Here is a 13276-nt window from a genome sequence, read left to right on the forward strand (position 1 = left end):
GCGTTCGGCTTCCTCTGATGCGTCGATGTTGGTTCACGTCAACCTAAGCCGATTCGTGTTGCCGCTCGATTTCAATTCGCCGCTCGATAAAGCGTAGCTCGCTCTTTGCCCAGAGCGATAGTGCCCTGACAGGATGGTCGGCCCAGGATCGGAGCGGCGCAAGATAAACCTCCAAAATGGGTACGATAGAACCGGACCAAGATTTTGGCCGAAGACGCTGAGACAATGCCGCCAGAAACGCTTTCGATTTCCCGTAGCGTTCGGCGATCTTCTCAAGCGCTGGATGCCAGACGAATTCCTCTTCCGTTCCCTCGGCAATCATTGGATAGAAATCGATAAGCAGCGCCGATCGTTCAGCGGACGCGTCCGCCCATTGAAATACGAGATCCTCCGGCACTCCGAAGAGCGATCCCGCCTCCCGGGTCTCGCTGCCATCGAAGCGCTCGTTGGACGGGCCGATGAGGCGCTTGAGCCGGTTGCGCTCGATCGGTGTGGACGTTTCGTAGAAGTGCGAAATGTGCGACCACAAGACGCCCGGTGCGTCTTCGCGAAGGATCGCCACGACGGTGCGCATCGTATCGTCGAGCGCGGAGAAAAGTTCGTAGTTTTTGCTTCCCGCCAAGGTGACGATCTGCGCTGCCAGGCGGTCGGCGAATGCGGCATCGATTCCGATCGTGGAGCGGACGCGCTTCAAAAGATCTTCGAACGTGTGACCGTCTCGCTGGCTCCCTCGGCTATGTTCGAGCAGAAGGGGGTTCGTCAAAAGGGTCGCGACATATCGTGCCTTCGCCGGATCGATAGCTTTTCCATAGCGGTACATCATCGCAATTTCCAAAGCCGCCCATGCCCCGTCACCCTCTTGAGACGACAGCGGCTCCAGCAGCTTGGCGACGTCGTCTAGATCTAGTTCGTCCAGACCCCTACCATGCGACAAGACCGTCCAATATCCAGGCGCGACCCTGCGCGCTTTGACATCGATGATGACGCGCTCCAGGCGCTCTTTGTTCATCGCGAGGGCCGTATAGAGACCGACGACCGCCGTTTCGCTTTCCAGCGTCGCGAGTGCCTTTTGGAGGCAGTCATCGGCGAGCTTTTTGTCGGCTCGATCTATGCCGGCGAGCAGGCCTCGCAGGAGGTTCAAGCCGGTGGCATTGGTTGCGACGATATCCAGTGTGACCTTAAACGCCTCACCTTTGTTTGCGGCTCGATACCCAAGCTCTTCCGCAAACGGATACACGCTCTTAAGGTCGAGGGGCGTCATGCGCCGGATCGCCTCGAGCACCTGAGACTCGTCGGAAGCGATCTGCCGTGACATCTCGCGCGCCGCGCGCTCGGAATAGTCGAAGTCGTTGTCGCCCTCCCGGTAAATCGCTTCGGGATCCCGGATGTCGGATCGCCAGAATTTCGTGAAAACGATCGCGCGGTCGACGAGCGCTGCGGGAAACAGTCGATCATACAGCGTCCGCACGTAGTCGCTCCGCTCGGGCGGTGCACCTTTTCGGTCGAAATAAAGCCAATCTCCGACGCTTTCGACAGCCTCCGGCCAGAAGCCTTTTTCAATGGCGATTGCAACGAGGCGTTCACCGAATTCCTCGTAGAGGCTTGTGTTGAGCATTCTACGCGACGCACGCGACATGATATCCTCACATCGCTTTGCGAATTCCGGATGCTTTTCGCGTACATGGATCAGTCGATTCAAGCCCTCGCGGTAGAACTCATGAACTTCATCCCAGGTTGTCGGGAACCAATCGACAAGCGGAGGGCCGGAGCCTATCCGACCGCTGTCTCCGTATCGGATGTAATCTCTTGCAAAGACGCTGGAAAGAGCGTCCACGCAAATGCCGAGCGTCGCTGGATCGGCGCGTTCCAGCCCCTCGTCAAGTACGAAGAACCGCTCGGCGGGAGGAACTTCCGTTCCGCTCAACTCGAGCTGAAACAGCTGTTTGAACAGGCTCGTCGCGTTGTTTGCCCACTCTTCCGTTTCATTGGCGGCCAATCGCAGAAGAAGTCGGGCGGCAATTGCAAACGAATGTGTACGGAATGCCAGTTTGGACAGCGCCTCTACCAGACTTCGGCGAGCATCAATGCTGAGCTGGAGAGCGTCGTCTGAAAGCGGAAGCACGGTAAAGCGCAAAAGGTCGGCGACCCGATCGGGCACGAGATGAACGAGGGCATCGATCGCCGCGCAGCCTCTCTCGGAAAGGATCGCCTCGATGTCGGACAGCTGTTCGCGAATGAAGCGCGAGCTTGTTTCGATAACGATCGGCAACGCGTCCAGATGTCGCCAGCGGCCGAAAAGAGCCAATAGGAGATCGTCGGTCGCTTCGGCCATCAGTCGGTCAAGCAAGGAGGGCCGGAGAATTCCGATCAGGCGCGACGCCAGATGATTGGCTACTGGTGTCGGTTGCGCGCTGAAGTCATTGCCGTTCTGTCCGACGAGAAAGCGAGATTTCGCCCGCGCCAGATGCTCATACATCTCGTCGCCCGTCATCCTGCCGAGCCGCTCAGCGACAATATCCAGTTGGGCCGGCCCCGGGTTCGCCTCGATACCGATCCGTTCGAACATCGCAAGCGATCGGAGAGCCCGAACTTCCGCTTCGCCGACAATGCCTGCGCCTTTGAGAATACGATCGACGACATCCGCAATCGTTTCGACGTCTGCAAGTCGGCCGTTTCCACCCTCCTCCGTCGCCAACACTGCGAACCGCGGAAAGCCACCGAAGATTTCGCTCAGTCGAGCGACGGCGTCGCTATCGAGGGCGGGATTGCGTTTTCGAAGAATGGTTTCGACGAGGACCTTGTCGCTCGGCACCAGTGAGATCTGCAAAACCCTCCCGTCCTCAAGAGGCCGGTCGTCAGTATCTATGGCTATCATTCGGAGCTGACTTCCGACCGACCCTGCAATTTCAGCGAGTCTTATTGCAATATCCCGCGGGCATTCGTCAACCACAAGAAGGGTCTGGTTCCCGCTTTCGGCAAGACGAGTCGCCACGCCGAGCAAACTTGCGGCGACAACATTATAGTCCGCAAAGATTGCGCTGCTCTTGAAGACTTCGCCGATCTGGGTGCCGGAGGCGCGCAGCGCCTCATAGACGAAACGGCTTTTTCCGAGGCCTGACGCTCCGACGACGCGGACCAAGCGACCTGGTTCGGCGAGATGCTCGAAAATCTTGGCCGATGCTTTGGCCGCATCGACACGGTTTTCTGCGCCGGTTGGATCTCGTTCTTTCCTCGCCCCGATGAGATAACGGTCGCCGGCGTCCACCACGTAATCGATTCCGGCGAAGTCGCTGCGCGTCCCCCATCCGTCAACGGTTCGATATCCCGCCAGAGACTGGCCGGAACCTCTCTCTGCAAGCCAAATCGCAACGGACGGATGGCGCTCCGCCCATGATGCGATCGTGTTGGCGTCGTACAGACGGATTGCGGAGAGTTTCTTCGGATCGCCGCCCGCTTCCTCGATCCCTTCCGCGATCGCCTTGATGTAGTCGTCGCGTTTTTCTCCCGTAAGGGCTTCGATCGTGAAACCCAAGTAGCTACCGCCGCCAGCGACGATCGACAGCAAAGCGGGCGTCAGCGCCTTCTTGACGCCTTTTTTATGCGTCGATTTTGCCCAGCACTCTTTTTTCCAGCCGTTGCGGCCGATCTTGCTCGCCTTGCACTGAAAGAAATTCGAGCGGGATGGCAGAAAATCTGTCGCGTCAACGCCGCCAGTCCATGTCATTCTTCCGTCTTCGCCGCCGTCGGCAACGGTGATCTGCAGCGGCACCATAACGCTCGCCAATTGCAGACCCGAAGCGAGCGCCTCCGCGTGAAGCAACCCTTTCAACAACAGCACAAGTTGCATGCTATCGAGCGCCTCGATCTGGGCAGGTTTGACCTCGAACATCTAGTCTTTTGCCCCGCAAACATAAAATCGCACGTTGAACATTGACTGCCATGACTATCCGGCAACGCAGGCTTCGACAATAACGTCAAGGACCGTCACTATTTTCTCGAAGGGGTATGGGTCACCGGCGGCCGTCTTGAGGAAAGCATCGCGCTGTGCGCTCTTTTCGGCTCTCGTTTGATCGATAGTGCCGTGATATTCCCCGACCTTGGCGTCAAAATTGTTCCACCGGATCCGATAGTTTTCGGGCAGTTCAAGATAGCACTCGATGGCGGCAGCCCGGCCATTGATGTCAGCGCGTTGTTCTCCGCCAGGCCCTATGGTCGAAAATGCTTCGAACTCTGCCATATCGGGAAGCTTTACGGCCTTGATGTCCGGTATTTTGGCAAGCTCACGCAGCGAACCGAGGCCAGCCGTGTCATTATCGAATATTGCCAGCACACCCACCGCCATTCCGATACTGTTCAGTCCCTTCATGAAGTTCAGCAAGTCGCCATGGCCGCCAAAAGGATAGTTTTTCTCCATGTCGACGTAGCGAAAGAAATCGGCGACATCTGGCCGAAGAACGCTGAATGCGTGCCGGATGATCTCGGTATCGCTCGTTCCTTCCGTAACGAGCAGGTGGCTGCCTCCAATCGAACCGACTGTGAATTCTTCGCGCGAAAAGTAGCCACCATGGACGACATCCATGAAGTCCCACACGATCATCAAGTCCAAGTTCTCAGGCCGCTCGGCGATAATCCGCAGGGTGTCGTATGCCGACAACCGTTCCAAAAGCGCCGACAGGTCCCATCCGTGATACGGAAAGAGATCAAAGTGATCCGGTTTCGATAGCCGCGCCTGAAATTCATACGGCAACAAGCCGGCTGCGGCCGGGTCGACGCGATCGGCTTGAACCGTCGAAAGGTCGGTCTGTTTCACGAGCATCACGGCATCCGAGAAACAGATGTCATGGTGAGGATCGTAGCTAACGTATGGGTCGGAAAACCGTCGTTCGATCCCTTGCAAGGTCGAGCCCGAAAGCTCCAGTCTCGTAACCAACTCGCCCAAGCGAGCCTGGTATACTTCAGTTGTCGTGACCGCCCCGTCAAAGTTGCGCTCGACAACGGTTCGATGTTTCTCCTGGAAAATTGTCTGATGCGTGATCGTGGCGAAGTTGCCGCTCGATTCGAGCGCCATCGGTCCAATACGAAGATCGGCATACGAACCCAAAGCGTTCATCTCCTCAATAGGCGAGCTCGAAATCGCGCCTGATCGTTTTTCTTCGTCCGCAAGTTGGCGAGGTCGTACATCGCCGAACCGGCGCAATGACTGACTAAACCAAGAGGTGAAGCTCGTCACCATGCGGCTACAGCTGTCCACATGTCCCGGAGAAAAACAACCGCGGATGGATTCAAGGTTGATCGGACAGAGCCCGCGCGCGGAGACCGTAGAGGCGGCGTCGGCCTTACGGTTGGCAGGCGGGTCTGTTGCCGTAAAAATTCCAGGAGCGCTTCTAACCGGGCATTGCCAGAACTTGTGAATAATCCGACAATCGAACGGAAGGCTCCTTTTGCGAAGTGGACTATCTTATGGAGATTGCAGTTCTAGCCTGGGGATCGCTGATCTGGAATCCAGATAATCTGCAGGTTCGAAATCCATTCGCCGAGGGCGGCCCTGCTTTGCCGATTGAGTTCTCGCGCATTTCCAGGAATGGAAGGTTGACGCTCGTTATCGACGAGACTGACGGACAGGTATGCAATACCTATTTCGCGATGAGCTCGTGTACGGAACTTGGTGAAGCTCTTGAAAATCTGCGGGTTCGAGAAAACATGGAACACGTGAACGGCGTCGGTTTTATCGACTTTGTATCGGGAGAGGTGAGCCAGCGGGCGCGCGAACGCCATCCCAACGCAATCACGGTAATTTCGCACTGGGCCGCTCATCGAGATCTCGACTCAGTCATCTGGACGGCACTCGCCGGGAACTTTTCCGAGAAATTGAAAAGGCCATTCGGGATTGAGGAGGCGCTCTCCTATCTGGAAAGCTTGCCCCGGGAGAGCTTTGCGCTTGCCGCTCAATACATCAACAGTGCCCCCGCGACAGTCCAAACCCACCTCAGAAATGCATTTAACGAGCGGTGGCCTCACAACGGCTAGGAGCGAACCGAAAGTTCAACAAAATGGCCTTTCCGTACGGTTTGACTTGAAATCGTACGGTTTGTGCGTATATTCGATGGGTAGATGTCCAGGAGTTATGTTGATGGCTGACAAGCTGAAGTTTGGAGAGGCAGTCGGCCCCTTCGTGGATATGATTGAAGATACCGAAATTAGAGGCGACATCAAGGACGCTCTCGCATTGATGCGAGAGTTCGATATCGAACTCGTTCCGGCGGAAAAGGCCAACAAGGGTGTTCCCACACTTCGTAAAGCATCGAGGAACGGAATTGCCTCAGTTATCGTCAATCGTGGGACCATCCGGTCTTTGAAGGACGCCGATATCATGATGTCGGTAGATCAGCTCGTCAAACTCATGGGTGCGGTCTATGACCTGGCCGGCAGGCAGGTTGCCAACCGGCGCGCGGCCGATGCTCTGCTCGAACAACTCGAGCCCACACATCTTTCACTGGCCAAATTGAGGGTTGGGCGTCGCCACTCGGAACAGACTCTCGGCGGACGTAGGCGTCTCGGTTAAGAATGACGCCCTATCTTTTGAGCGCACAGACGGTCCTCGACATCATCAAACGGCTTGATCTGCCCGCTGAACGATGGCTCGCATCCGTCGGCGAAAAGCACGTGTTCGAGGACGATATATGCATCAGCTGTGTCGTGCCGATGACGATCATGCACACGATCGACCAATGGATTGCGCACGCGCGCGTCGCACGCGATCCACAGCTTCCCAGCCTTGGTCTCCTTAAGAAGAATGCACAGATTTACCTTGCATCGTTCATGCAGAACGAGCGTATCATTCCGATGGATGAAAAAATCGCCGAACGATGGGGCGAATTGCTGGACGTTGACATCACCTTCCTTGACGAAGACGGCACCGACTTCGCCGTCGGCGCGTCCGAGAAGGTGGAGCTTGCGACCGCATCGATCGGACGACAGGGCGTCCCGTTCATCTACGTGGACCGGCGACAGGAGGCCCACGCTTCCGTCCCTGGCCTCGTTATCGAATGCCCGGTTGAATACGTTACCGCGCATGGTGGCTGACGTGAACGGCAGCCAGCCACGAAAGGACCGATATCAAATCCTCGCACTGAGCGGCGGGGGATATCGCGGTTTATTCACGGCCGAATATCTTCAGCGCTGTGAACGCGCGTTTAACTGCCAGATCAAAAGCAGGTTCGACTTGATCGCTGGAACCTCGATTGGTGCGCTGCTGTCCGCCGGCTTGGCCCTCGGCATACCGGCCGCGCAGCTTCGCGCGGCGATGGAGCAACACGGTCCATCGATTTTCCAGAGATCGGCGACAACCTTCGCGAAGCGATTTCTTGTTGCGTCGCCCTACAGCACCGATGCGCTTGAGACGGCAATCGAGGCAGTCCTGACGCTGGACGGCGCGGATCTCCCGATGAGTTCAGTCGATTGCCCGCTGATGATTACCGCAGTGAACTACACGACCGGTTCGGCGGCGATTTTCCGCTCGCACGGTCTCGCTGGCGGGCGAGCGGATAATGTGAGGTTGAGGGATGCCATTTTGGCAAGCGCGGCGGCACCCACTTATTTTCCGTTGAAGAAGATCAATACCGACCAGTACGCCGACGGCGGACTGATTGCGAATGCGCCGGACATGGTGGCCATCAGCGACACGATTGCCACCCGCCGTGCCAGCCTCGATACCATCTACACGCTCTCCATTGGTACCGCAGCACGCCGAAATGGCGCGGCTCTCCATGCGCGACCCTTGAGGCCGTCTATTGTGTCGTGGTTTTTCGTTCGGGGCTTGATCCAGACGGTCATGGCAGCGCAGGAAGACCTGTCGCTTCGCCAGGCAACTCAGCTTCTTGGCGATCGGCATCTGCGCATCGACGAGGAGCCGGCCCAAAAGCAGGTCAAGGCGATCGCCGGGCTCGATCATGCTACACCTCAGGCGACCGCCACGCTGACCTCTCTTGCCGGCGCTGCGTTCGAGCGCACCAAATCGGACCGACGCCTGCGTGCATTCTTCTAGCGCCGGGGACCTGTTGTATCCTCGAGGATCTTGATCCGCGAGCGTTCCCAGTTGCTGTATGCCTCCGGATCCGCCAGAAAACCGTCCACGCTTCATTCAACCGCTCCGACCAGCGCGTCAGCGCGCCGGGCACCGCAAGATTAACGTTCATGCTGTCGACGCCGGCATGGGCGAGATCGACGATTGTCTGGAGCAGGTTGTCGGGGAAACATTGGCGGTACTCGGGCTCAGCGCGCTCACCGCGGAGCGCGAGCATGTCGGACCAGGCTCTCGCCAGCACAATGGATTCTTCGCCGAACCCAAGCTTTTGCAGGGAAAAAAGAATTATCCGCATGCGTGCATCGTCGGGCGGATGCGTCTGCTTCTTGTTGGTGGGGGTCGAGAAGGCGCCGTCACCCTGTTTGATTGCGAGATGGTAGTGCGACCAGGCGTAGGCTGGTCCGCAGGATAGTGCCGCAAAAATGTCGCAGAAGAACTCCTCAAGCCAGTATTTTTGCCAGGCTTGACCCCAGAAAAGGTATTGCAGCTCGACGGCAGGCGGTGCGCGCTCTCTCTTGGCATAAAGCACCGCCGATCGCGTATGCTGGCTAACCGCCACCATCGCTGCCTTGAAGGCGTAGCGGTAACCGTCAAGCACGGAGCGGTTCTCATAGCGTCCGTGCAGGAACGGGTGCGCTAACTCATGATAGATATCCGGCAGGTGCAAAAGGTAGCGGCTCTCCAGAAGCGGAACGATCAGCAGATTGTACTCTGCGTAGATGCCGAAGTGAGAGGTGGACATATTGGCGACCGTCGGGGGAACGAGCGGGTAGCCAATATCGTCGCAGATTGCCCGGACCGTTGCGTTCAGAAAAGAAGCCTCTTGCTGCGCCATTGCCAACGCCGTCGCGCCAATCGTCTCGATCTCTTCCAACTGCTCGCAATTTCGTTTGAAAACACGAAGCCGTCTGGGCGTCTGGATCTCCTCGTTGACGATCAATTCGCGCTCAAGGGCAATCAGACTGTCGAGCGTTTCTTGAAGCCGCTGCGAACAAAGGTGGCGAAGGCCGTCATAATGCTGAGGGTAAGGCTTGTCGATGACGAGGCTGAGTTGCCGTGCCCTGCTTATCATCTGGATGATCGAACCCTTCAGGTAAGATTCGAGCATCAGCGTCTCATACGGTGAGCGATTGCGGCCCGTTCCTTCTCCAGGTGACTGGATAGGGCAGAGACCCTGCTTAGAAGCGGGACATCGCGCCTGCCCGCCTGCAACTGCGCCACAAGATCGGCGAAATTATCGACCGGTCGGCCATAAGCATCGTTCAGCATGTAGGAAAACTGGATGGCGCGCAGGGATGCTCCGCCATCGGCTCCATTCTGGACCTCCGAAAGAAGAGCGATCAGCCTTTGGCATTTGTCTGTCTGCCCGGTGTCGCTTTGAAGCTCCGCTATGACATCATCGAGCAGCGTCGCATACTCCTCGAACGACGAATGAACGCTAGATAGCAGCCCGAGGTCGCTCATGCCACGCTCCCGTCGCTGGAAGGATTGGCGAAATTAAGTGCATCGACGTCATAGTCGGCGGCATCCTCAAACAGAACGCGGTCACACAGTTTGATTGACGCGGGAAGCCGGGTGCCTCCGTCAGGCGACGACCAAGCAAGGCAGGACAGCTTGAAGACATCCTCTACGCACTGATCGATGGTCATATCTCCACTGACACGGACGACATGGAGGGGACGCGCGGTCCCGCGTCGTCCAAAAGGCTCCCCTGTCGTGCAGACGAAGCCTTCATTGTCGTTCAGTTTTTGCCAGGCACCCACAGTCGGATTGTTTGTACGGCGCCGCCCGTCTGACGACGCAACGTCGAACAATCGCAGTGTCACAGGCCCCGATTTCTTGATCTCGATCACCGTAAGATTGAACGCAGACGATATCACGCCTTGTTCGGCCAGCCTCGCGCAGGCGTTGCGCAAGCCCTGGATTTCGGAGGGAAAGGCGCGGCCGTCCCGATGAACAACGATCTCGCGTGGCGGCGTGCTAAAACTCCGCGCCTCGATCCCGATCAATTCGACGAGATATTTCTCGACCTGCTCGGCAGTCAACTGCTCCTTCTGCCGCGACTTCCAGGTCTTGCTGTGGATGATGCTTCCACCATCAGCCACCAATGAAAATGCCGCGGTATTGTGTTTCACGTCGATGCCGACGAACACATGCCCGTTGGTCGGCGCATTCAACACAAACGGAACCTTGCCATTTGCCAGCAGTACCTTGCTCAAGGCGACGTTGCGCAGATACGAGTTGAAGCGATTTCTCTTTGCTGGATCGGCCTCGTAGACCGGCTCGTTCTTGCCGACGGCAAAACGGTAAGTCTCCAAGGCAGTCTTCGTATGGATGACCGATGCCACAAGGTCGAACTCGATCGGAAAGTCCTTGACGATCATGGCTTCCAGCTGGTCGGCGACGCGCGAAGCTCGATGTGAGAGATCATGGATCATGACAAGGGCGTTGCCCGGCTTCGCGTTGGCATGCGCCAGCGCGGCCTTGATGGCGCGTGCCTGCTCAACGAAATTGCGCCGAGCGTTGAGGTCGTCATAGACAATGATCTCTGGCTCGTAGGGGCCGCCTTGCGGATAGAGTTGCGACACCGTCCGCTTAAGATCGTCGGCAAAGGCCGGTCCCACACTGTTTGCCACCGAGGTCGGTAGGACGAGGTATTGCCGGTTGAGGGGCGTCTGGCTGAAGAAGCCGGCCCTTCCGTCGTCAAGCAGCGCGCTTCGACGGCGGCCGAGGTCCTGGAGGCGTATCGCGTTCCTGTCGCTTGCGGGATTTCCGGTTACAAGAACGTAGTTTCGGCCAAATCTGAATTGCGGGATATCAAAGCTTTGGCCATCCGACTGCACGGGCTTGTTCGACACCTTGAGGATGACATTGCCAAGCTGAAGTCTGCTCAAGTGTTCCGATATGAATTTCTCCGCCAAATTGACGCGCACATGCGGCGGAAGAATAGCTTTGGACTGCAACCGCGCGCCGTCTTTGGTATGGGGATCTTCAACGAGATGGCAAAGACCGGCAGGAGCGTATTTCGCCGCCGGACCCTCGGTGCGATAGAAAATCGCCGCGCCTGCGGGATCGAGATTTGCAAGTCCGGCCGGGACCGGTTTTCTGGTTTTCAGATTCAGGTACTCGAGAAGACTGACAACCGCGTCGCCCTCCGGCAGGAAGCGTTCGCTGATATCGATGTCCGTGACACCTTGCAGCGTGACCTCGAACCATTGGTGGCCAAACCGGTAGACAAGGCTCCGTCCAACGAAGCGCTTTACCTCTTCCGCCGTCAGCCGTTGGGAAAGCGGTCGAGCACGAACCAATTTGGACCGTGTATCGACGCACAAGCCCCAGCCGCCCGCCGGCGAAGGAACCACCCTCAGGCTCGATCCATGGAAGAGCTCGATACCATCGATCGTCTCGTGCGGTGTCTTCTGAAAAAACGCTTGTCCGCTCTTCGGCTGCCATAGGCCACTGCGATTGCGCAATGGGGACTGAATGACAAATTGCAGGAAGCGTTGCCGTAAACTATCAAAGCCATCCGCTTCATGCCCGAAGTCGAGATCGATCGTCTCACCGGTTGGTTTGAGAATGGCGGCCGCGCCAACAAGCTTGACGATCGGCGGCTGCCCCGCATCCGTGGGGATGACGATATGGCGCTCTCCATTTCGCTCGATCGTCGTCACCGGTGCTTTCATCGCGCGGCTTAGACGATCGATCAGTGTCTGGATATTGCCGTGGTAGCTGGTATGGGTCGGCGTGAGGCCGACGATCTTGAACACGGAATATTGGACCGAGAGCTTCGATAGCCCGTCGATCGCATAGATATTTGTTTCGATCGTCATTCGGAAACCTCCCAGCACAACGGTTTATAGCTGCAGGCATCACAGGCCTCGGGTGAGCGTGCCTGATGGAATTCTTCGGGCTCGATTTCACCGTATGCTCTGTCATCAACAAGGCACGACATTTCATAAGCCGTCGACATCATGAAGTCCTCGGCCGTCGCAAAGTCCTCGTCCGTCAGCCTATGTTCGCGTACGACATTCGTCAGCAATTGAACCTCGAGAAGCCGTATAGTCTTTGCGTTTCGCTCTATCCCCTCGAAGAAGTCCTTCCAGTCGCGATGAGGCTTGCAGCGTTCGATGGCGAGCGCGTAGATCGCGAGCTGCATCCAGGCATCGTAGGTGCCCTGTGCGTGGACCTTCCAATCGATGATGGTCGGGCTCTGGTCCCACTCGAAAGCAATAAGATCGGGAATGGCGACCGCTGTTACATTGTCGAGGAGCGGAAACTGCAGCGATCGCTGACTGAACAAGCGATCGGCACCCTTGACGACCGATTTTACCGCTTCCGCGCGATACAAGCTATGCAGCGCTTGCTTCATCTCCGATCGAGCAAGAGCAATATCTGCGTCGGTTATCGTCTCGCCTTCGCGAAAAAGCGCAAAATTCTCATCGTCACCCCTAAGTGAAATATCCGTGGGGACGTGGTTGCGCGCATATTCGAGTTGCGCATGAAAGCGCGCATCGGCGAGTTCAATCATCTGCCTGAAGGTTGGGAACGGCCGACCTTGTGCATGACGTGCAACAATTTCATCTCCGATCAAGCCGTCAACCAGGCGGCCGCGCCAGGCGCTGATGCTGTCGGTTTTACCGAGGAGATATACCTTTCGACGCTCGGGCGCCTTGGCTTGGCCAACACCAACAATGTGCTTGTAAAACCACTGGCGCTGGCAGGCCCTGAACGAACGGCCGCCCGAGTAGGACCATTTCATTCGAGCCTCTTTCTGCGTGCCCGGATGAACTCGAGATATTCGACGAGCTGATCTTCCTCGTCGCTTGTGACGGAGCCGATGCGCGCTGCGAGTCTGGTCGGGGATCCGATCTGGGTGTCGTTTGGTTCGGCTGTCGGATAGCCCGCCATCTCCATAAGGAGAGCATAGGGAACCGAGTAATAGGCAGCGAGACTGTGAAGGTTTTGCGGGGCCGGCGTCTTTATTTTTCCGTTTTCGAGCTGACTGAGGTAGGCATTCGAGATTCCGGTGCTGGCTTCAACCGAACGAAGAGAGAGGCCAAGCTTGCGCCGGGCCGCACTTAAAAAAACGCCGAGGTTTTGTTCACGATTATGCATGTAGCAAAGAATGCTACGCACTGCTAAGTTTGTCAAGCACTCGGGATAGCGCAATCTATCAGAGGGTAGAATGGGGTA

The 13276-nt window shown here is 57.1% G+C and carries 11 protein-coding genes; 4 read left to right on the plus strand and 7 right to left on the minus strand.

Annotated elements, in window-relative coordinates; all coding sequences use genetic code 11:
• Nucleotides 1-43 precede the first annotated feature (43 nt).
• Both J5274_RS24690 and J5274_RS24695 read right to left on the minus strand, forming a co-directional pair.
• The gene (locus tag J5274_RS24690) at nucleotides 44-3889 is read right to left on the minus strand and encodes a hypothetical protein (protein WP_219275931.1); all 3846 of its coding nucleotides are present in this window, start codon (nucleotides 3887-3889) and stop codon (nucleotides 44-46) included.
• A gap of 54 nt (nucleotides 3890-3943) precedes the next feature.
• Nucleotides 3944-5233 (minus strand): HEPN/Toprim-associated domain-containing protein, encoded by a 1290-nt coding sequence (locus J5274_RS24695; RefSeq protein WP_219275933.1) that lies wholly within the window; start codon nucleotides 5231-5233, stop codon nucleotides 3944-3946.
• A gap of 227 nt (nucleotides 5234-5460) precedes the next feature.
• Here J5274_RS24695 and J5274_RS24700 point away from each other — a divergent pair, with 227 nt between their 5' ends.
• The 4 genes from J5274_RS24700 (at nucleotide 5461) to J5274_RS24715 (ending at nucleotide 8044) form a co-directional block, all read left to right on the plus strand.
• Complete coding sequence (locus J5274_RS24700; RefSeq protein WP_219275935.1) at nucleotides 5461-6027, plus strand: hypothetical protein; 567 nt, start codon at nucleotides 5461-5463, stop codon at nucleotides 6025-6027.
• 103 nt (nucleotides 6028-6130) lie between these two features.
• Nucleotides 6131-6562 (plus strand): hypothetical protein, encoded by a 432-nt coding sequence (locus J5274_RS24705; RefSeq protein WP_219275937.1) that lies wholly within the window; start codon nucleotides 6131-6133, stop codon nucleotides 6560-6562.
• Nucleotides 6563-6663: 101 nt separating this feature from the next.
• Nucleotides 6664-7083, plus strand: coding sequence for a hypothetical protein (locus J5274_RS24710; protein WP_219275939.1), 420 nt, complete (start codon nucleotides 6664-6666; stop codon nucleotides 7081-7083).
• 1 nt (nucleotide 7084) lies between these two features.
• The gene (locus tag J5274_RS24715) at nucleotides 7085-8044 is read left to right on the plus strand and encodes a CBASS cGAMP-activated phospholipase (RefSeq protein WP_219275941.1); all 960 of its coding nucleotides are present in this window, start codon (nucleotides 7085-7087) and stop codon (nucleotides 8042-8044) included.
• Here J5274_RS24715 and J5274_RS24720 read toward each other — a convergent pair.
• From J5274_RS24720 to J5274_RS24740, 5 genes are read right to left on the minus strand one after another with little or no spacing between them, the layout of a single operon-like run.
• On the minus strand, nucleotides 7953-9191 hold the full coding sequence (locus J5274_RS24720) for a hypothetical protein (RefSeq protein WP_219275944.1): 1239 nt from the start codon (nucleotides 9189-9191) through the stop codon (nucleotides 7953-7955). The two genes, J5274_RS24715 and J5274_RS24720, sit on opposite strands and share 92 nt — an antisense overlap.
• Nucleotides 9191-9547 (minus strand): hypothetical protein, encoded by a 357-nt coding sequence (locus J5274_RS24725; protein WP_219275946.1) that lies wholly within the window; start codon nucleotides 9545-9547, stop codon nucleotides 9191-9193. The genes J5274_RS24720 and J5274_RS24725 overlap by 1 nt, the downstream gene beginning before the upstream one ends.
• Nucleotides 9544-11913, minus strand: coding sequence for a Piwi domain-containing protein (locus J5274_RS24730; RefSeq protein ID WP_219275948.1), 2370 nt, complete (start codon nucleotides 11911-11913; stop codon nucleotides 9544-9546). The genes J5274_RS24725 and J5274_RS24730 overlap by 4 nt, the downstream gene beginning before the upstream one ends.
• Nucleotides 11910-12842, minus strand: a complete 933-nt coding sequence (locus tag J5274_RS24735; protein ID WP_219275950.1) for a PD-(D/E)XK nuclease family protein — start codon at nucleotides 12840-12842, stop codon at nucleotides 11910-11912. The genes J5274_RS24730 and J5274_RS24735 overlap by 4 nt, the downstream gene beginning before the upstream one ends.
• The gene (locus J5274_RS24740) at nucleotides 12839-13219 is read right to left on the minus strand and encodes a helix-turn-helix domain-containing protein (protein ID WP_224129494.1); all 381 of its coding nucleotides are present in this window, start codon (nucleotides 13217-13219) and stop codon (nucleotides 12839-12841) included. Before J5274_RS24740 ends, J5274_RS24735 begins: the two co-directional genes overlap by 4 nt.
• Between the last annotated feature and the right edge of the window lie 57 nt (nucleotides 13220-13276).

Source organism: Rhizobium sp. L51/94, from assembly GCF_019355555.1.
GTDB classification, from domain to species: domain Bacteria; phylum Pseudomonadota; class Alphaproteobacteria; order Rhizobiales; family Rhizobiaceae; genus Rhizobium; species Rhizobium rhododendri.

Bases quoted from the DNA above. Each gene is read 5' to 3' on its own strand.
- J5274_RS24735 (WP_219275950.1), bottom strand. From the start codon at position 12,842: ATGAAATGGTCCTACTCGGGCGGCCGTTCGTTCAGGGCCTGCCAGCGC.
- J5274_RS24705 (WP_219275937.1), top strand. From the start codon at position 6,131: ATGGCTGACAAGCTGAAGTTTGGAGAGGCAGTCGGCCCCTTCGTGGAT.
- J5274_RS24720 (WP_219275944.1), bottom strand. From the start codon at position 9,191: ATGCTCGAATCTTACCTGAAGGGTTCGATCATCCAGATGATAAGCAGG.
- J5274_RS24700 (WP_219275935.1), top strand. From the start codon at position 5,461: ATGGAGATTGCAGTTCTAGCCTGGGGATCGCTGATCTGGAATCCAGAT.
- J5274_RS24690 (WP_219275931.1), bottom strand. From the start codon at position 3,889: ATGTTCGAGGTCAAACCTGCCCAGATCGAGGCGCTCGATAGCATGCAA.
- J5274_RS24725 (WP_219275946.1), bottom strand. From the start codon at position 9,547: ATGAGCGACCTCGGGCTGCTATCTAGCGTTCATTCGTCGTTCGAGGAG.
- J5274_RS24695 (WP_219275933.1), bottom strand. From the start codon at position 5,233: ATGGTGACGAGCTTCACCTCTTGGTTTAGTCAGTCATTGCGCCGGTTC.
- J5274_RS24730 (WP_219275948.1), bottom strand. From the start codon at position 11,913: ATGACGATCGAAACAAATATCTATGCGATCGACGGGCTATCGAAGCTC.